Annotated in this window: 18 protein-coding genes and 1 other annotated feature; of the genes, 4 read left to right on the plus strand and 14 right to left on the minus strand. The window is 41.3% G+C overall.

From position 1 onward, the window contains the following. Positions 1-39: 39 nt before the first annotated feature. The 13 genes from ACEYX7_RS05965 to ACEYX7_RS06025 form a co-directional block, all read right to left on the minus strand. Entirely contained in the window at positions 40-567 is a 528-nt protein-coding gene (locus ACEYX7_RS05965; RefSeq protein ID WP_374900310.1) for a hypothetical protein, read from the minus strand. An 85-nt stretch (positions 568-652) separates the two neighbouring features. Then, on the minus strand, positions 653-1,801 hold the full coding sequence (gene prpC / locus ACEYX7_RS05970; protein ID WP_374803291.1) for a bifunctional 2-methylcitrate synthase/citrate synthase: 1,149 nt from the start codon (positions 1,799-1,801) through the stop codon (positions 653-655). Between the two features lie 362 nt (positions 1,802-2,163). After that, on the minus strand, positions 2,164-3,042 hold the full coding sequence (gene prpB, locus ACEYX7_RS05975; protein ID WP_374900311.1) for a methylisocitrate lyase: 879 nt from the start codon (positions 3,040-3,042) through the stop codon (positions 2,164-2,166). Positions 3,043-3,066: 24 nt separating this feature from the next. Beyond that, positions 3,067-3,753 (minus strand): GntR family transcriptional regulator, encoded by a 687-nt coding sequence (locus ACEYX7_RS05980; RefSeq protein WP_374900312.1) that lies wholly within the window; start codon positions 3,751-3,753, stop codon positions 3,067-3,069. 420 nt (positions 3,754-4,173) lie between these two features. Next, entirely contained in the window at positions 4,174-4,815 is a 642-nt protein-coding gene (hisIE, locus tag ACEYX7_RS05985; RefSeq protein ID WP_374803285.1) for a bifunctional phosphoribosyl-AMP cyclohydrolase/phosphoribosyl-ATP diphosphatase HisIE, read from the minus strand. Positions 4,816-4,929: 114 nt separating this feature from the next. Then, positions 4,930-5,703 carry an imidazole glycerol phosphate synthase subunit HisF gene (hisF, locus tag ACEYX7_RS05990; RefSeq protein WP_374803283.1) on the minus strand — a complete coding sequence of 258 codons (774 nt, stop codon included), beginning with the start codon at positions 5,701-5,703 and terminating at the stop codon, positions 4,930-4,932. Next, positions 5,697-6,458: a 1-(5-phosphoribosyl)-5-[(5-phosphoribosylamino)methylideneamino]imidazole-4-carboxamide isomerase gene (gene hisA, locus ACEYX7_RS05995; protein ID WP_374900313.1), complete on the minus strand. Its 762-nt coding sequence runs from the start codon at positions 6,456-6,458 to the stop codon at positions 5,697-5,699. The genes hisF and hisA overlap by 7 nt, the downstream gene beginning before the upstream one ends. After that, positions 6,458-7,045 carry an imidazole glycerol phosphate synthase subunit HisH gene (gene hisH, locus ACEYX7_RS06000; protein ID WP_374806698.1) on the minus strand — a complete coding sequence of 196 codons (588 nt, stop codon included), beginning with the start codon at positions 7,043-7,045 and terminating at the stop codon, positions 6,458-6,460. Before hisH ends, hisA begins: the two co-directional genes overlap by 1 nt. Next, a complete protein-coding gene (gene hisB / locus ACEYX7_RS06005) occupies positions 7,042-8,136 on the minus strand; it encodes a bifunctional histidinol-phosphatase/imidazoleglycerol-phosphate dehydratase HisB (RefSeq protein ID WP_374803277.1) in 1,095 nt (364 codons plus the stop codon). Before hisB ends, hisH begins: the two co-directional genes overlap by 4 nt. A gap of 147 nt (positions 8,137-8,283) precedes the next feature. Then, the gene (hisC, locus tag ACEYX7_RS06010) at positions 8,284-9,363 is read right to left on the minus strand and encodes a histidinol-phosphate transaminase (protein ID WP_374806697.1); all 1,080 of its coding nucleotides are present in this window, start codon (positions 9,361-9,363) and stop codon (positions 8,284-8,286) included. Positions 9,364-9,368: 5 nt separating this feature from the next. After that, on the minus strand, positions 9,369-10,652 hold the full coding sequence (gene hisD / locus ACEYX7_RS06015; protein WP_374806696.1) for a histidinol dehydrogenase: 1,284 nt from the start codon (positions 10,650-10,652) through the stop codon (positions 9,369-9,371). A gap of 36 nt (positions 10,653-10,688) precedes the next feature. Further along, the gene (gene hisG, locus ACEYX7_RS06020; protein WP_374900314.1) at positions 10,689-11,573 is read right to left on the minus strand and encodes an ATP phosphoribosyltransferase; all 885 of its coding nucleotides are present in this window, start codon (positions 11,571-11,573) and stop codon (positions 10,689-10,691) included. 24 nt (positions 11,574-11,597) lie between these two features. Continuing rightward, positions 11,598-11,721: a sequence feature (His leader region), on the minus strand. Positions 11,722-11,908: 187 nt separating this feature from the next. Beyond that, positions 11,909-12,091 (minus strand): DNA gyrase inhibitor YacG, encoded by a 183-nt coding sequence (locus tag ACEYX7_RS06025; protein ID WP_374803269.1) that lies wholly within the window; start codon positions 12,089-12,091, stop codon positions 11,909-11,911. A gap of 406 nt (positions 12,092-12,497) precedes the next feature. Between ACEYX7_RS06025 and putA the strand changes: the two genes are divergently transcribed. From putA to ACEYX7_RS06040, 3 genes are all read left to right on the plus strand, one after another. Further along, positions 12,498-16,163 (plus strand): bifunctional proline dehydrogenase/L-glutamate gamma-semialdehyde dehydrogenase PutA, encoded by a 3,666-nt coding sequence (gene putA, locus ACEYX7_RS06030; RefSeq protein ID WP_374900315.1) that lies wholly within the window; start codon positions 12,498-12,500, stop codon positions 16,161-16,163. A 192-nt stretch (positions 16,164-16,355) separates the two neighbouring features. Beyond that, complete coding sequence (locus tag ACEYX7_RS06035; RefSeq protein ID WP_374806692.1) at positions 16,356-16,883, plus strand: hypothetical protein; 528 nt, start codon at positions 16,356-16,358, stop codon at positions 16,881-16,883. A gap of 21 nt (positions 16,884-16,904) precedes the next feature. After that, positions 16,905-17,447, plus strand: a complete 543-nt coding sequence (locus tag ACEYX7_RS06040; RefSeq protein WP_374803261.1) for a glutathione peroxidase — start codon at positions 16,905-16,907, stop codon at positions 17,445-17,447. An 83-nt stretch (positions 17,448-17,530) separates the two neighbouring features. Here the strand turns inward: ACEYX7_RS06040 and ACEYX7_RS06045 are convergent, their stop codons facing one another. Continuing rightward, a complete protein-coding gene (locus ACEYX7_RS06045; RefSeq protein WP_374806690.1) occupies positions 17,531-18,103 on the minus strand; it encodes a lipocalin family protein in 573 nt (190 codons plus the stop codon). Positions 18,104-18,287: 184 nt separating this feature from the next. On the opposite strand from ACEYX7_RS06045, the gene argS reads away from it, so the two are divergent. After that, on the plus strand, positions 18,288-20,069 hold the full coding sequence (gene argS / locus ACEYX7_RS06050) for an arginine--tRNA ligase (protein WP_374803257.1): 1,782 nt from the start codon (positions 18,288-18,290) through the stop codon (positions 20,067-20,069). The last annotated feature ends 84 nt before the right edge of the window (positions 20,070-20,153 follow it).

The following is a 20,153-nucleotide window of genomic DNA, read 5'->3' on the forward strand; positions in this document are numbered from 1 at the left end:
TGAGAATGAAATTAGTGGCAGGATTTATAAATTGGCAAGTTAATCGCTAAATTTACATTTTCGAAAGAGGTCTATTAAGCTTTTTTGTATTTCAAAAACTAAAGAATAATTATCCCAACTTTTAGAAGAGCTAACAGGATAACCCAATTGACTAAGTGCTTGTAGGGTTTTATTATTCATTACTGGAAACTTATATCTATCAACTCTGTTTAAATATATAGTTGCTATTCCAATACCAAAATAAGGGTAATTTTTAATATCCTCAAACCATTCTTTAAGGGAAAAATTTTCATTAAAAGGTAGTAAAATAAACTCTCTAAAGCTTTTTAAGTTGCTTTTTAAATTTTTTTTAAAAAGATTCTTGGTGCGTTCTCCTCCTGATTGAAGTTTTCCACCTACAGCAACAAAATCGTAAAAAAATTTTAAAAAATCATCATCACTAAGTGATTTCAGATAATTTTTTGTTATGACACCATCATAGATATCCATATTTTCTCGATGAACATCTGTTTGCCACCATATTTCAAATCTTTCTATCAATTTATTAATAAATAAATTTGTTCCCATCTCTGTTGTACCTCATAATAATTTATAAATAATGAGCTAGCACATCGCCAACTCATTATTAAACTAGATAATAAAGCTAATCAAATTAACGCTCACTCATCGGCACAAATGCTTGATCATCTGGACCAGTATAGTTAGCAGATGGGCGGATAATCTTGCCGTCAGCACGTTGTTCAAGGACATGAGCCGACCAACCTGTAGTACGGGCAATCACGAACAATGGAGTAAACATCGCTGTTGGTACGCCCAATTTTTGATAAGACACCGCAGAGAACCAATCAAGATTCGGGAACATTTTTTTCTCATCCCACATGAGGGTTTCAAGACGTTCGGCAATATCAAACAAACGCATATCACCCGTTTCCGCAGACAAGTCTTTTGCCACTTGCTTAATCACCACGTTACGCGGATCTGACACGGTATAAACTGGATGACCAAAACCAATCACGATTTCTTTACGTGCTATACGCTCACGGATATCGGCTTCCGCTTCATCAGCATTGCGATAGCGTTTTTGAATATCATAGGCGACTTCGTTTGCACCACCGTGTTTAGGGCCTTTTAATGCACCAATCGCACCTGTAATACAAGAATAAATATCCGAACCTGTACCCGCAATCACACGGCTAGTAAAGGTCGATGCGTTAAATTCATGCTCAGCATACAAAATCAATGACACATGCATGGCTTTGACATGGCTTTCGTTTGGGCGTTTGCCGTGCAACAAATGCAAGAAATGACCACCGATACTGTCCTCTTCGCTTTCCACTTCAATACGTTTGCCATTGTGTGAAAATTGATACCAATACAACAACATTGAACCAAAGCTCGCCATCAATTTATCAGCAATATCGCGTGCTTCACTGGTTGGTTGGCTTTCACGCTCTGGGTGTACACAGCCCATCATTGACGCACCTGTACGCAATACGTCCATCGGGTGCGTATGTGCGGGCAAGCTTTCTAGGACTTGAATCACACGGATTGGCAAGCCACGCAATGATTTTAATTTTTGTTTATAAGCCGCCAATTCAAACTTGTTTGGCAAATGACCATGAATCAGCAAATGGGCGACTTCTTCAAATTCGCAATGTTTTGCCAAATCCAAAATATCAAAGCCACGATAGCTCAAATCGTTACCACTACGTCCTACGGTACATAGTGCAGTATTGCCTGCCACTTGTCCGCTTAACGCAACTGATTTTTTTGGCTTAAAAGTTGAGGTAGTTTCGCTCATAACAGTATTCCTTTCATCCTGATGGGTAACATTGCTTTAGCCTTGCTGTTCACTTTTGGATTTTTATAGATAAAATCCGTTTCTAGTCGCCACAACAAGCTATAAAGCTCAAATCTTTAATCACAATAGCTAAAGATTTATTTTTACTGTAACACTATTCGATACAATCACTAGTCAACCTTAGTCTGATATATGTTTTTTGGCTCAATGTGTATCGAACTCTACAAAGGGTAAATCCTTCAATTGAAAATTTAAAAACCATTTAAAAGATTGGTCGTATTAAATCATCTTGCTTAGCACGACCTAGACTCTTTCAATTTTCATTTTTTCAATTTTCATTTTTTCAATTTTAATTTTTTCAATTATTTATCACGATTAAATAACGCATCTAAATGCTGTTCAAAAGCATGATAATTGATACGCTCATATAGCTCTTGGCGAGTTTGCATGATATCGACCACATTCTTTTGCGTACCGTCACGACGTAATGCAGTATAGACATTTTCAGCTGCTTTGTTCATAGCACGGAAAGCGGATAACGGATATAACACTAGGCTGACATCGACACTGGCAAGCTCTTCAGTGGTATAAAGCGGTGTAGAACCAAACTCGGTAATATTCGCCAAAATCGGTGCTTTGGTCGTATCTGCGAATTGTTTATACATCGCTAATTCAGTAATCGCTTCAGGGAACAACATATCCGCACCTGCTTCGATATACGCCCCTGCACGGTCGATTGCAGCTTGTAAGCCATCTACCGCAAGTGCATCGGTACGTGCCATAATCACAAATTTATCATCGGCACGCGCATCAACAGCGGCTTTGATACGGTCAACCATTTCTTGTTGTGATACGATGGCTTTATTCGGGCGATGACCGCAACGCTTGGCACCGACTTGGTCTTCAATGTGCATGGCTGCTGCACCAAATTTAATCAAAGATTTAGTGGTACGGGCGATATTAAACGCTGACGCACCAAATCCTGTATCAGCATCCACCAATAATGGCAAATCGCAGACATCGGTAATACGACGCACATCAGTCAAGACATCATCAAGGTTGCTAATACCCAAATCAGGCAAGCCGAGCGACCCTGCCGCTACACCGCCACCCGATAAATAAATCGCTTGAAAGCCTGCACGTTTTGCCAACAATGCGTGATTGGCATTGATGGTACCGACCACTTGTAATGGTTTTTCGTTTGCGACGGCATCACGGAATTTTTGTCCTGCACTGCTCATACTTGGCTCCTTGTTTGGAAAAAGTTAATGTTTATCTTGTGAAACATGCGGTAAATGCTGTTGAATATTACGACACGACGCCATAATGTGACGTTGCATCAATATTTCCGCCAAAGCCCCATCACCCTCGGCAATGGCTGCCAAAATCTGTTGATGTTCAAATAACGCTCTTGGCGGACGATGTGGCGTATTGGAAAACTGGATACGATACATACGGATAATATGATACAGCTCATCGCACAGCATCTGTTTTAGCATCGCATTGCCACTGTGATGAATAATACAATAATGAAAATCATCATCTTTTTCTTGCAGATAATAACCTTTACCTGCTTGAAATTTTTCATCTTGGGCGTGTAATGCCAATATGGCTTGTAATTGGGCAATCATTTCTGGCGTACGCTTTTCAGCGGTCAAACGACATGCCAAACCTTCCAAATTGGCACGAATTTGATATAACTCAATCAATTGTTGCTCAGATAATGACACCACACGCGTCCCGACGTGGGCGGTCCGTTGTAACAATTTTTGTGCTTCCAGCCGATGAATCGCCTCACGCAAAGGACCACGGCTGATACCATAGGTTTTGGCAAGTTCGGCTTCCAAAATTTTGCTGCCCGCAGGTAAATCTCCATACACAATCGCCGTCTGAATTTGACGGTAGGCTTGTTCTGCTAAGGTGAGTAATTTTGCGTCTTGTGCCATATTCATACGTACAGATACTCAAATAATTCGTTTAAGATAAATTTTGAAAATTAAAAATATCTTATTGTTGACAATCTAGCACGCCAATGAAAATTATCAAGTCCTTTTAGCAAAATATTAGACTAATTGTTAACAATGATTTGTTGTTTCTTATAATTTGTTATTTAACGTGAGTTCGGGATAAGTTTAAATATAAGTATTTGATTTTATGTGAAACTTTTAATTCGGATGTAGGGTGCGTCTGACGCACCTTTCAGAAAACGGCATTGGAATGGTGCGTGTTACGCACCCTACTTCTTTAAAATCATATAATTACAACAAAAACATACCTTTTAAAACCGAACTCACGTTATTTACTATGATGATAAAAATAGAAGCCGTACAAGAAAAAGGTGAACGTCCTTGCCCACCTTACAGCCTTTAAAATCACAATGATTTTTTTGCTTTACTATGCCGTGCTTGCAAGACATTCATCACATCATCAAGCGATAAATCATTGGCTTGCAACAACACAGTCAAATGATAAAGCAAATCGGCAGATTCATTCAGCAACTCTTCTTTATCACCTGCCACCGCAGCAAGGGCAGTTTCTACCCCTTCTTCACCGACTTTTTGTGCGATACGTTTGATGCCAGATTGATACAGGCTATGCGTATAAGATGTGCCTGTGCTGTCATTTTTACGCTCGGCAATCACATTTTCAAGCTCACCCAAAAATGCCAAACGGTGTGCCATATTCGGATATTCACCAAAACAGCTATACGCCCCTGTATGGCACGTCACGCCATCAGGTTTCGCCATGATCAGCAAACTGTCATGATCACAATCCAAATAACAATCGACAATATTGAGAAAATGATTTGATGTTTCGCCTTTTGTCCACAGTCTGCCTTTGGTACGCGAGAAAAAGGTCACTTTGCCTGTGTCTAGGCTGTGTGCCAGTGCCTCTGCATTCATATAGCCTTGCATCAATACCGCACGGCTATCGCTATCTTGGATAATCGCAGGCAATAGGCCATCGACTTTTTGCCAATCGATACTGTTTACATCTAAATTAAATTTTTGCATGATTTTTCCTAAAAATTTATTTAACTAAGCTAGCATCCCTTTCTCTAATCCCATACTAAATATATGGAAAATTCCCCTCCTTTGGGAGGGGTTAGGGGAGGGAAAAGAACAACATTAAATCGGACGAATAATAAAACCTTGATTTTGCAAATAATTTTTCAAATCACTGATCGCAATCAATTCATCATGAAATACACTGGCTGCCAATGCCCCATCCGCCCCAACATCAAATGCCTCGGCAAAATGTGACATCAATCCTGCACCACCCGACGCAATCAAAGGCACATGACACAAAGCACGTGCTTTTGCCAATTGCCCCAAATCATAGCCATTTTTTACGCCATCTTGATTCATCATATTGAGTACAATTTCACCTGCACCACGTTTTTGTACTTCTAACAACCAATCCGCTAATTGCCATTCGGTTTTGCGTGTGCGTGTTTCATCGCCTGTATATTGATTGACCCAATAAGTATCACTGGTTTCATCATGCCAGCTGTCAATACCCACTACAATGGCTTGTACGCCAAAACGCTCGGCAAGTTGGTTGATTAAATCAGAATTGGCAAGGGCTGGGGAATTGACGGAAATTTTGTCCGCACCATAGGCAAAAATTTCTTCCGCTTGGGCAATACTACGAATACCGCCTGCCACACAAAAGGGAATATCTATCACGCTTGCGACTTTGGCGACCCAGCTTTTGTCCACCACACGTCCATCGCTCGATGCACTAATATCATAAAATACCAGTTCATCCGCACCCGATTTGGCATAATGTTCAGCAAGTTTGATAATGTCACCGACCACACGATGTCCACGAAATTGCACCCCTTTGACCACTTGCCCATCTTTGACATCAAGGCAAGGAATAATACGTTTGGCTAACATGACAATGCCTCCGCAATGGTAACTTTCCCCTCTAATAAAGCACGCCCAACAATAATGCCTGCCACACCTGTTGCCTTAATCGCCTCAATATCGGCAAGATTGCCAATACCGCCCGATGATTGAATCGCAAGCTGTGGATAGGTTTGCACTAACTCTTTGTAAAGATTGACATTTGAGCCTTGTAATGTGCCGTCACAGAAGATGTCGGTACACAGGACGTGTTTTAGCCCCACACTTTGATAATCTTCAATTAAGCTATGCAAAGTAATACCGCTGTCTTCTTGCCAACCATGAATCGCCACATAAGGCACACCATTTTTAATTTGCACATCCAATGCCAAGACCAATTTTTCTGCACCAAATTGCTTAAACCATTCTTTGACCATAGTTGGATTTTTCACCGCTTGTGAGCCAATCACCACACGATTTGCCCCGATGTCTAATAAACTTTTGACATCATCAATACTGCGTACACCACCGCCGACTTGGATTGGACAATTCACCTTGGCAATAATCTCGCCAATCACCGCAATCTGACGTGCATTCGGGTCTTTTGCTCCAGTCAAATCCACCAAGTGCAATTGGCTTGCTCCTGCTCTAGCATAGGTTTGTAACTGGCTGATGGGATCGTATTGATATTCCGTGCTTTGCTGATAATCGCCTTGATAAAGTCGCACAACTTTACCATCAATCAAATCAATCGCAGGAATCACCACACTGTTTTTACTTGTACTGTTTGTGATTGAATTGTTCATTAGACTTTCTCCAAAAAGTTTTGTAAAAGTTTTGCTCCAACTGCACCTGATTTTTCAGGGTGAAATTGCATGCCATAAAAATGATTTTTGCCAATCACCGCTGAAAAGGCTTGCCCATATTCACTTTTTGCCAAGGTATAATCGCTCACTGGCATGGCATAACTATGTACAAAATACACCCAAGCCCCATTATCAATCCCATCAAATAATGGATGTGCCTTGTCAAAATAAATTTGATTCCAGCCCATGTGTGGTAAAGGCAAATCGCCACTTTGTAGCTTATCGCTTGTCATGGGAATTACACCCAAGGTCGCCACATCGCCCTCACTCGACCGCTCACCAAGCATTTGCATACCTAGACAAATACCCAAAGTCGGTTGCTGTGCGTTTTGAATCACCTCAATCAAACCACGCTCCGCCAGTGCTTGCATAGCAAAATGTGCTGTGCCTACCCCCGGTACAATCAGCTTATCTGCATTGGCAATCACATCAGCATCTTGGCTAATCACTGGCGTTACGCCCAAACGTTCAATAGCAAAACGTACGCTTGCCAAATTGGCACAGCCTGTATCCACAATCACCATCATGCCAATACCCCTTTACTACTTGGCAAACGATTATCTTTGATTTCAATCGCTTGACGTAAGGTTCGCCCAAATACTTTAAATAAAGCCTCGACTTTGTGATGGGTATTTTTGCCTTTGACCGATAAATGCAAAGTCGCCCCCAAATTGTACGCCAATGAATAGAAGAAATGCTCAACCATTTCGGTACTCATATCGCCCAATTTGTCACGTTTGAATTTACCTTTAAATTTAAGATAAGGACGCCCCGACAAATCCATAGTACAGCTTGCCTTACATTCATCCATCGGCAACACAAAACCAAAACGAGCCACACCACGTTTATCGCCCAAAGCGGTACGCAATGCCTCACCCAAGGCAATCGCCACATCTTCCACGCTGTGATGCTCATCAATGTGTAAATCGCCTTGGCAAGACACGTTCATACGAAAACCGCCATGCGTCGCAATCTGGTCAAGCATATGGTCAAAAAAGCCTACACCCGTATGGATTTGATTGATGCCTGCTTCATCAAGCCATACTTCAACCACAATATCGGTTTCTTTGGTGGTGCGTGTAACACAAGCATGACGTGGCATGTTATTTTTGCGTGGCTTGGCTTGAATGCTTGCCAATAATTTTTCACCAAGCAATTGCCAATCAAGTTTTTCTGAGTCATAACGTAAACCTGTAATACCAAGATTTTGTGCCAATTGCATATCGGTTTCACGGTCGCCAATCACATAGCTATTGTTTAGGTCAAAACGCTGTTCGGCAATTTCATCGGCAAGCAGTGCCGTTTTCGGTTTACGGCAAGTGCAATTGTCACTTGGCTTGTGCGGGCAAATCAAAACTTTATCAAAGACAATACCTTGGCTCTCAAATACCGCCATCATAAAATCATGGGGAATTTGAAAATCCTGTAATGGAAAGCTCTCTGTACCTAGTCCATCTTGATTGGTCACCATCACCAAACGATAAAACTTTTGTAAATCAAGCAAGGTCGGAATGACATTTTTTTCAAAAACCAATTTTTCTAAGCTATCGACTTGAAAATCAATTTTTGGCTCGGTAATCAGCGTGCCATCACGGTCAATAAAAAGCGTTGGGGTCATGATTTTTTCCTTGTAAATCGTGTTCTTAAATCACTCCTAATCCCTCCCCTAACCCCTCCCTTAGGGAGGGGGAACTCCCTCCACCTATGGGGGAGGGTCGGGGTGGGGGTAAGAAATGAAAATAGGTAAATAAATATGTTCGCTTACTTACAATAAAACCGTTCGTAATTGATTCAGTAAAGCATCATTTTCGCTGACGCTACCCACCGTAATCCGAATGCAATTTTCGAGCATCGGATTATGATGTTGATGACGTAAAATAATGCCTGCTTGCCACAATTGCTCAAAGACTTTTGGGCTATCGTTAAAACGCACCAACAGATAATTAGTTTCACTATCAAATACTTGCTCTACGCTAGGCAATGTTTTCAGTTCGCTTGCTAAACGCTGCTTTTCTGCCAAAGTTTGTAGCACCGCTTGTTGCATTTTGGCAATGCCTGATGGACTTAAAGCTTGTTCAGCCAACACCACCACAGGCACAGCAATAGGATATGGAGCAATGACTTTGCTTAACAATTCAATCACTTGAGAATTTGCCAACACAAAACCACAACGCAACCCTGCCAAACCAAACGCTTTGGATAGCGTGCGAATAATGGCTAGATGCGGATATTCAGCCAATTGACTTACATAACTTTTTTGGGCATATTCAATATAGGCTTCATCCAACACCACCATGGCACGCCCTGCACACAGCTCAAATAAAGCCGTCAGTTCACGTTCAGGCAACACATTGCCCGTTGGATTATTCGGGCTACAGACAAAAACCACCTTGACCGCTTGTGTATCCATTGCTTTAGCAATACCGTCCAAATCCAAACCAAAACTTGGGGTTTGCATCACTTCAATCACGCCCACGCCTGCGGTTTTGGCACTAATTGCATACATACCATAAGTTGGTGGACAAATCACAATACTGTCGGTCGGTTCACAAAAGGTGCGAATCACCAATTCAATGCCTTCATCACCGCCTCGTGTCGCCAAGACTTGCGTTGGATTTAGCCCTGCATAATCAGCATAACGGGCGATTAACTTGCTAGGCTGTGGCTCAGGATAGCGATTAAACTTGGCATCGCCTAGGCTTAACTCATCACATGGCGTTTGCGGTGCTTCGTTGGCATTGAGCCATACTGTGCCTGTACCACCAATTTTACGGGCGGATTGATAGGCTGTGAGTTCTTGCACTGTCAAGCGGGCTAGGCTGTTTATATCATTTAATTTATTCATGATGTTTATCCTTTTAGACTCTCCATACGCAAGGTTACGGCAAGTTTGTGGGCATCCAACTGCTCTGCCTGAGCCATACATGCCACACTTGGGGCAAGGCTTGCAAAGCCATCGCTAGTTAATTCTTGTACCGTCATACGTTTATAAAAATCCGCCAAACCTAAGCTCGAATGCGTGCGGGCATAGCCATAGGTCGGCAATACATGATTGGTACCGCTGGCATAATCGCCCATACTTTCAGGTGAGTACGCCCCCAAAAATACCGACCCTGCATGACGAATATCATTTAAATATTGACGTGGATTTTGCGTATTGATAATCAAATGTTCTGGGGCATAGGCATTGCTGATGGCAATACAACTGGCAATATCTTCAGCGATAATAATATGACTATGGTTAAGCGATTGCTTGATGGTGTCGAAACGTGGCAATTGCTCACCCAACTGCACCGCACGCAAGGCGACTTGTTCGGCAAGTGCTTTTGATGATGTCACCAATACCGCTTGACTGTCCGCACCGTGTTCCGCTTGCGAGAGTAAATCACTCGCCACAAAATCCGCATCGGCAAATTCGTCGCTAATCACCAACACTTCTGACGGTCCAGCTGGCATATCAATCGCTGTTCCTGTCATACTAACTTGGCGTTTGGCTTCGGTGACATAGCTATTACCTGGTCCAAAAATTTTATCGACTTGTGGAATGGTGTCCGTACCGTATGCCATGGCAAAGACCGCCCCTGCTCCACCTACGCTGTAGATGTCATCAATACCGCATAATTCAGCAGTATATAAAATCTCATCACAAATCGGTGCCGGCGAACATAAAACCACCTTATCACAGCCAGCGATTTTGGCAGGAGTACCGAGCATCAACACGGTTGAAAATAACGGGGCAGAACCACCAGGGATATACAAACCTACACGCTCAAGCGGTCGGCTCAGCACTTGACAGCGAATACCAGCTTGGGTTTCTACATCCACATCAACAGGCTTTTGGGCTTGGTGCAAGGCAAAAATATTGGCATAGGCTTGCTTGATGGCTTGTTTTAATTCATCAGGCAAATGATTTTTGGCTTGTGTAATCGCATCTTGGCTCACCTTTAAATGATCAAGACTTACGCCATCAAATTGCTTGGCATAGTCCAATAATGCATTATCGCCATTTGCCAATACATTTTGGCGAATGCTATTCACTCGTTCAGTAATGCTCTCACCAATCATTTGTGCAGGACGTTGTAATAACTGATTTCGTTGTTCAGCATTTAAGCTATTCCAATCATAAATACGCATCTTTTTTCTCCAGTATTTTTTCAAAATAAGCCCAAATTAAGCCAACATTTTTTCAATCGGCAATACCAAAATCGAGCTTGCCCCGACTTCTTTTAACGCCTCCATGGTTTCCCAAAACAGCGTTTCTTGGCTGACCACATGCATGGCGACTTTGGATTCATCACCTGCTAACGGTAAAATGGTTGGATTTTCCGCCCCTGGTAATAATGCTTTGATCGCTTCTAACTTGTCTTTTGGTGCGTGTAACATGATGTATTTACTTTCATTGGCTTGGCAAATGCCATTGATGCGAGTCATTAAGCGGTTAATTAAGGCTTGTTTTTCATCGCTGATCTCGCCTAGACGTTGGGTTAAACAGGCTTTGGAATGGTAAATCACCTCAATTTCTTTTAAGCCATTGGCTTCTAATGTTGCCCCTGATGACACCAAATCACAAATCGCATCGGCAATGCCTGCGGTCGGTGCGACTTCTACCGAGCCGGTTAGCAAACAATTTTTATAACTGATGCCTTGTTCTGCCATAAAACGTGATAATAATTGCGGATAAGACGTGGCAATGCGTTTGCCTTGAAGGCTTTGTAAGCCGTTATAAGGTAAATCTTTGGGAATAGCCAAGGACAAACGACACTCGCCAAAATCTAATGATTTCAAATAGTTGTACTGCGCTGTACCTTGGCGTTCTAATGCCAATTCTTCTAACACATTTTCACCGACAAAGCCCAAATCCACCACACCATCAAAAATCAACCCTGGAATATCATCATCACGTACTCGCAAGATTTCAATCGGTAGATTTTTGGCATATGCCATCAGATTTTGTTCACTCCAATGTACTTTGATACCACAGCTTTTAAGCAGTGCTTGACACTCTTTGCTGAGTCTGCCTGATTTTTGAATTGCGATTTTAAGACGGTCGGTCATGTGATACTCCTAGAAAAATAGCCCATAAAAAAACTCCCGAAAATTCTTTCGAGAGTTGATATGGTCTATCTGTACTAGCTATCATCTGCTCGAAAGATTTCTTTCAAGCATAGCCACACGCCTGAAAGGTCAGGTGTGATGGTGATGATGACGACAGAAGAATAAATTCATGGTTATTAATACGGCTAAAATAGATAACTGTCTTTAATCTAACCAAAATCGGTGAGCATTGCAAGCGTTTCTTTGTAAATTTTACAATTTTAATGGCTTTAAATTCTGAGTGCAAATTCGCATAAAAATCGCCCAAATTGGCACTTATTACAGCTTAACTTATGTCAATCTTGATCATGCTCAGGCGTGTTGTTAGACGCACTATCTTGGCTCGCGATTTTATAATCTTCATTCGCCCATGCACCCAAGTCAATCAAGCGACAACGCTCAGAGCAAAATGGGCGATAAGGATTGTCCTGCCATGTGGTTAGTTTTTGGCAACGTGGGCAATTCAGTTCAGTAACCATATCAAGTTCTCGCTTTTTCATTTTCAATACATGAATATTTTAACTATTTTTGAAATTGGTTTTGATTAATTTTTTGTGAAATACACTTTTTCTTATACCATCAAAGACTGAGCAACATCTTTTTTTGACACATAACACGTTTAACTTACTCCAAAAAACCTTTTGATCAATTTTATTGAATTGATTGCTGGTCAGTAACATAAGCTTTTGCTTATCAATTTAAAAAATACTTTAACGCACCATCATCAAACTATTTAAAATTATTATGTTTTTCAAATTCTTAAATTTATTTTATTTTAACTGAGAGCAAATAAACTGATAAAACAAATAACAGGAATCTGTTATAATGACAAGGCATCGCTCAAGGGTTGAACGGTGTTTTTCACTTCATTGACGAGTATATATCATGTTTGATTTTGCCCATTCTCTGTCTGCATTACGAGATGCAATTACACAAGCCTACCGCATGGATGAATCGACAGCGGTCAAATCATTAGCACAACAAGCCACACTAGATGCACAACAACGACAACAAATTAGCGATTTAGCCAGACGTTTGGTCACGCAAGTCCGCCAAGACCGTAGCAAAGCATCTGGCGTGGATGCCTTGATGCACGAATTTTCCTTGTCTAGTGAAGAAGGCGTGGCGTTGATGTGCTTAGCCGAAGCCCTATTGCGTATCCCTGACAACGCCACACGCGACAAGTTAATTAAAGACAAATTGGCAGATGGCGATTGGCAAAGTCATATCGGACATAGCCCATCCATGTTTGTCAATGCTGCCGCTTGGGGTTTGCTGATTACGGGAAAACTCTCTACACCAACCCAAGAAAAATCACTGGGTGCGGCATTGACCCGAGTGTTACAAAAAGGCGGTGAGCCATTTATCCGTAGCGGTGTCAATTATGCCATGAAAATGCTTGGCAAACAGTTTGTGACAGGACAAACCATCGAAGAAGCCTTGAACAATGGTAAGGCTCGTGAGCAGCTTGGCTATCGTTTTTCTTTTGATATGCTTGGCGAAGCGGCGATGACCCAAGCTGATGCCGATCGCTATTATCAAGACTATATCAGTGCCATTCATGCCATTGGCAAAGACAATACGCAACAAGGGAAAAGCCGTGGTGTCTATGATGGCAATGGGATTTCGGTAAAACTTTCTGCCATTCACCCACGCTATGCACGCACCCAACATCAACGTGTCATGGATCAATTATTGCCACGTTTAAAACAATTATTTTTATTGGCAAAACAATATGATATTGGACTCAATATCGATGCCGAAGAAGCCAACCGTTTGGAATTGTCTTTGGATTTGATGGAACAATTGGTCGGTGATGCCGATCTCAAAGGTTTTCAGGGTATCGGTTTTGTGGTGCAAGCCTATCAAAAGCGTTGCCCATATGTGATTGATTATTTGATTGATTTGGCACGTCGTCACGGTCAGCGCTTGATGATTCGTTTGGTCAAAGGGGCTTATTGGGACAGTGAAATCAAATGGGCACAAGTTGATGGCATGGACGGCTACCCTGTCTATACCCGTAAAGTGCATACCGATATTGCTTATTTGGCGTGTGCGAAAAAATTATTAACCGCACAAGATGCGATTTTCCCACAATTTGCATCGCATAATGCTTATACTTTGGCTGCGATTTATGAATTGGCAGGCGGTGTGGCGAGTGAAAAAAACTATGAATTTCAATGCTTACACGGCATGGGAGAAACGCTGTACGACCAAGTGGTTGGTGAAGAAAATCTTGGTCGCCGAGTGCGTATTTATGCCCCAGTCGGTACGCACAAGACTTTGCTAGCATATTTGGTGCGTCGTTTATTGGAAAATGGGGCAAATTCGTCCTTTGTGAATCGTATTGTGGATGACAATGTCAGTATTGATGAATTGGTACAATGTCCATTGGATGAATTGGCACGCACGCAAGGTGAAATGAATGGTTTAACGCCAGCACCACGTTTTATGTATGCCAATCAAGGCAAAGACGCTCGCCTGAATTCTTTTGGTTTAGACTTGAGTAATGAGCATTTATTACAACAATTACAACAAGAAATGAATGACTGCTTGGTGTTGAATTTTGATGTGCAATCGATTTTAGCCCCTGAAATCGAAGCCAAAAATAGCAAAAAACAAGCCGTAGTCAATCCTGCCAATCCAAATGACATCGTCGGTATGGTGAATTTTGCTAGTGTAGAAGATGCACAACAAGCGGTAACGGTGGCGGTAAATTATCAGCCTGTTTGGGCAAATGTTAGCGTGACACAACGTGCCGATTATTTGCGTGCCTTTGCTGATGTGATGGAACAACGCATGGCATTATTGATGATGGTTGCCATCCGTGAAGCGGGTAAAACCATGCAAAATGCCATTGCCGAAGTACGTGAAGCGGTGGATTTTTGTCGTTATTATGCGGTGCAAGCAGAACAGATTCATCCACAGCCATTGGGTGCAGTGGTGGCAATCAGCCCTTGGAATTTCCCATTGGCGATTTTTGTTGGTGAAGTGGTATCAGCTTTGGTGGCAGGCAATACCGTGTTGGCAAAACCTGCGGAACAAACCAGTTTGATGGCACACTTGGCAGTAGAATGGTTGCATGAAGTCGGTGTACCACGTCAAGCCTTGCAATTGGTATTGGGTGCAGGTGATATTGGTGCGGCATTAACCCAAGACCCACGCATTCAAGGGGTGATTTTTACAGGTTCAACCGATGTGGCAAAACGCATCAACCAAACCTTGAGCCAACGTTCAGATCAGCCTGTGTTGATTGCCGAAACAGGCGGTCAAAATGCCATGATTGTGGATAGTACCGCTTTGCCAGAGCAAGTCTGTGCCGATGTGTTGAATTCTGCCTTTGACTCGGCAGGACAACGTTGCTCGGCATTACGCGTTTTATGCTTGCAAGAAGATATTGCCGATCATATGTTAGAAATGTTACGTGGTGCGATGGATGAATTGGTGGTATCTGACCCAAGTCGTTTAAATACTGATATTGGTCCAGTGATTGATGCTGAAGCACAGCAAAACTTACTTGAACATATCAAGCATATGAAAAGTACTGCAAAATCTTTCCATGAAATCGAGCTTAAAGACGATTTGGACAGCAAGGCGACTTTTGTCAAACCGATTATGTTTGAACTTAATAATTTGGCAGAATTGAAAAAAGAAGTTTTCGGTCCAGTATTGCATGTGATGCGTTTTGCAGCAGGACAATTGGACAAGGTGATTGATGAAATCAATGGCAAAGGCTATGCCCTGACCCATGGCGTACATAGTCGTATTGATAGCACGATTGAGCATATCCAATCACGCATTCAAGCGGGCAATGTTTATATCAATCGTAATATTGTCGGTGCGGTAGTTGGTGTACAACCTTTTGGTGGACATGGTTTATCGGGTACAGGGCCAAAAGCAGGCGGACCATTTTATTTACAACGTTTAAGTAAAAATCCATTGTGGACAGTACCAACACCAAGTACGGTTGCACATCTTAATGTTGATGCTTTAATGAAAATTGAACAGGCATTAGCAAGTTTGCCGTTGTCTGACATTGAAATGGCAGATGTTAAATCAGCAATCGGTTTTGCTAAACAACATAGCTTACACGGTGCGAGCATAGAGTTAAAAGGTCCAACAGGGGAAATCAATACTTTGTCGTGGCATATGCCAAAGCACATTTATTTGCATTATGAAAATATCAATGATTGCAACATGGTCAATGTCGTAAAAGCCATGATCTATACATCAAGCAATCATGCGACCCTGTATGTATCAGAACAATTGCCATGCTTGAGCCATCTCAAAGCCTTAAAATCTCATTTCGATGCCACAAGCACTGAAAAAGCGTTAAATACTTGCGATAATATCATCACATTTAAACCTGCCAGCAGTGCCTTTAAAGCACAATTGGCAAATGTGGATGGTGCAATTCGTAAGCTAATATTGCTTGAGACCACTCAAAACAGCATGTGGAATATTTATCCGCTATATCATGAAGTCAGTACTAGTATCAATACCACCGCAGCAGGCGGTAATGCAAGTTTGATGGCAGAACAAGAGTTATAATTTCTCGTTGCTATAATCACGCTTTTATTGCGTGTTTTGAGTATCCAGTCAGTTGAATAACACACGTCAATTGGCTGGATATTTACTTTTCTAAAACATCACAAAATCTTTAAGATAAAGTCGTATTTTTTAGGTATAATCTTACGCATTATTTACTGACACGTGTCAAAATTATCGTTTAGGATAAAAGCAATGAAAAAACTTGCCATCACCAGTGCCATTATTGCGACTTTAGCACTTACTGCATGCGCCAAACCTGTTACTACTGTAGAAGCAGGTTCTTCTGTATTGAACATTCCAACTCAACAAGTCGATTCTTCAAAACAAATTTTGGATGATGTGAAGTTAATTCAAAGCGTTGGGATGAATCAACAAGATGTAGCCGTATCATTGCAACAACGTATGGAAGCTGCCATGCAAAAACAAGACAAAGCAGAAATGGCAAAACTTGCTGTTGAATTTAAAAGCTTTGTTACGAGTGCAAACCAAAAATTTAGTCAGTTAGATTTAAAAACTGAAGACGGTAAAGCTTTACGTGATGCGGTAATCAACAACAGTAATATCGGATTAGAAGTGAGCCAAGTTATTTTAAATAAAACTGAGGCAGAAGTTGATCCACAGCAAATGCAAGCCTTGCAGGAAAAAGCCATGGCAGCACAAGAAAAGTTGATGCAAATCAGCGAAACCATTCATGCTAAAGTACAAGGCGTACACCCATAATCATCAACATAGGAATTTTTCATGAGCGATATTCAACACATTTCTTTTGAAGACATCAAAGGACAACAGCATAGCTTAAACGACTATGCAGGTAAGGTTCGCCTAATCGTGAATGTGGCATCAAAATGCGGTTTGACTGGTCAATATGCTGGCTTAGAACAGCTTTATCGTGACAAGAAGGCACAAGGTTTAGAGATTTTAGCTTTTCCATGCAATGACTTTTTGACACAAGAACCAGGCACTGACGAAGAAATTCAACAGTTCTGTAATACCAATTATGATGTTACTTTTCCCGTATTTAAAAAAATCAGCATTGTTGGTGAACATAAACACCCACTTTATCAAGCACTGATTCAAGCACAACCTGAACGTATCGGCGAAGGTCCTTGGATGAAAGATTTGATTGAATATGGTTTAACACCAAATCAAGCACCTGAAGTATTATGGAATTTTGAAAAATTTTTGCTTGATCAAAATGGTAAAGTAATCGCTCGTTTTGCACCAGACATTACCGCAGATGACGAGCGTATTGTGAGTGCAATCGATAATGCATTAAAAGCATAGTCTTTTTAACGCATACAAAAAAAGCCCTAAATTGAATTTAGGGCTTTTTTATTTTTTTAACATCATTGTTTATCGTCAAATATTTACTTTTGCGTATGTGGTGTACGAATCAATTTACTGACATCATAACCTTGTTGTTTGGCTGTGTTGACATAGTCTTGATAAGTTTGTTCATCCAAATTTGGTGTACGTGACAAAACCCATAGATACTCTCGGCTCTCGCCACCTATCAGTACGGTTTGATAGTTTTCGTCTAGTTTTAGAATCCAATAATCACCCTTGCCAAATGGCAACCAACGCAGACCTTTTGGTAAGAAAGTGACTTTGAGTTTGCTGTTCTGTGGTGGGTTTTGTGATGTCGCTAGACCTTCAGCCACCTGTAACTTGCCTTTCTTGGTAATACATTGATTGCGAACTGTTACGGTATTGTCTGCATTGAGTCGATAATTGGCTTTGCTATCGCTGGCACAGTTACGCTGAAAATACATTGGCAAACGTGCAATTTCGTACCAGTCGCCTTGGTACTTGGCAATATCGACTTGCGTTACGGTTTGTGGTGGATTAGTCGATGTATTTTGGGCTTGAGCTTGACTAGCCAAAACGACTGCGGCAGTGGCTAACCCTGCCAATACAACACCTTTATATGCTTTTTTCATTAGAAAATACCTTCTCTATATCTTACAAAATAAGATTATCACAATCGAAGTGTCCCGAACAGTACATTTTACAAAATACCAGTAAATAATAATGATACACTTGTCTTAGCATTGTACTATGACAGCATTATTTGTTATATTAATCGGTTATCCTAGCCCTTTATGTATTGAATGATTTTTCACTATGAATACTTCTATCCAAAATGCCTTAACGCAGGCAGTCGAACAGCTAAAAACACAAAATATCCTGCCACAAGATTGGCAAAATAACAGCACAATTACCCGCACTAAAGACCGTAGCCACGGTGACTTTGCATCTAATATCGCAATGGTGGCAGCCAAAGCCGCAGGTGCTAAGCCACGTGATTTGGCAGAAAAAATCGTTGCTGCTTTGCCACAAAGTGCAGAGATTAGCAAAGTCGAGATTGCAGGTGCAGGTTTTATCAATTTCTTTTTAAATGCAGACCAACGTTTTGCAGTATTAGATCAAGTTTTGGCACAAGGCGATGCTTTTGGACGTGGTGACAGCAAAGCACAAGAAAAAATCCAAGTCGAATTTGTCTCCGCCAACCCGACTTCAAGTTTGCATGTGGGTCACGGACGTGGTGCGGCTTATGGTGAATCGGTAGCGAGCTTATTAGAAGCAACTGGTGCAACCGTTGAACGTGAGTATTATGTCAATGATGCTGGTCGTCAGATGGATATTTTGGCGACATCGACCTATTTACGCTATTTAGAATTGCTTGGGCAAAAAATTGTTTTCCCTGTCAATGCTTATCAAGGTGACTATGTCAAAGACATCGCCCAAAGCGTCATTGATCAAGATGGCGATCGCTATGTCAAAGCGGTTGCCGATGTATATGCCAACGTGCCTGAAGATGTGAAATATAGCGACCAATTGGATGACAAAGGCGACAAAATTGTCTTGTCTGGTGATAAAGAAAAGCATATCGACGGTTTGATTGCCAATAGCCAACAATTATTGGCGGATGGTTATCGTGTATTCCATCAAGCAGCATTAAAAGCAATTTTGGCAGATATTAAAGATGATTTGTCAGAATTTGGGGTGAATTTTAATCAATGGTTTAGCGAAGCATCAATTACCCATAAAATCCCAGAAGCTTTAGATAAACTTAAAGAAAACGGCTATATCTATGAATTAGATGGCAATATTTGGTTTAAATCGACCGCATTTGGCGATGAAAAAGACCGTGTAGTACAACGTCGTAATGGGCAATATACTTATTTTGCTTCAGACATTGCTTATCATTTGGATAAATTGCAACGTGGCTTTACCCATTTAATCAATATTTGGGGCTCAGATCACCACGGCTATATCACCCGTGTTAAAGCGGCGATTCAAGCCATGGGTTATGATCCAAAAGTATTGACAGTATTATTGGTGCAGTTCGTCAGCTTATGGCGTGGCGGTGAAATGGTGCAAATGTCATCTCGTTCTGGTCAATTCGTGACTTTGCGTGAGTTACGTGAAGAAGTCAGCAATGATGCAGCGCGTTTTTATTATGTGATGCGTAAATCTGAACAACATATTGATTTTGATTTGGATTTGGCAGTATCGCAAAGCAAAGACAATGCGATTTATTATATCCAATATGCCCACGCACGGATTTGCCGTATGTTGGAAAAAGTCGGCAGTTTTGATGCAAATCAAGCTAAGCAACACCAAGCATTGCTAGATTTAGACATTGAAAGTGAAATTTTGGCAAAACTGGCGGCTTATCCAGAAGTATTAGTACGTGCAGCCAATGCTTACGAACCACATCAAATTGGTAATTATCTCAAAGAATTGGCGGCATTATTCCATGCTTGGTATAACGAAAATCGTGTGATTAATGAAGACAATGACGCATTAACTCAAGCACGTTTATTGTTATCTGTAGCAGTACAGCAAGTGTTAAAAAATGGTCTCACTTTGCTTGGTGTTTCTGCACCAGAGAAAATGTAAACCATTGTTGTAAAATACTGTTTTGAAAATTTTACATGTTTTAAATTTTTGGTGATGACGTATCTTAGTCGTGTTAGCTTGACG

This window comes from Hubeiibacter jixunmingi, from assembly GCF_041928215.1.
Lineage (GTDB): Bacteria > Pseudomonadota > Gammaproteobacteria > Pseudomonadales > Moraxellaceae > Acinetobacter.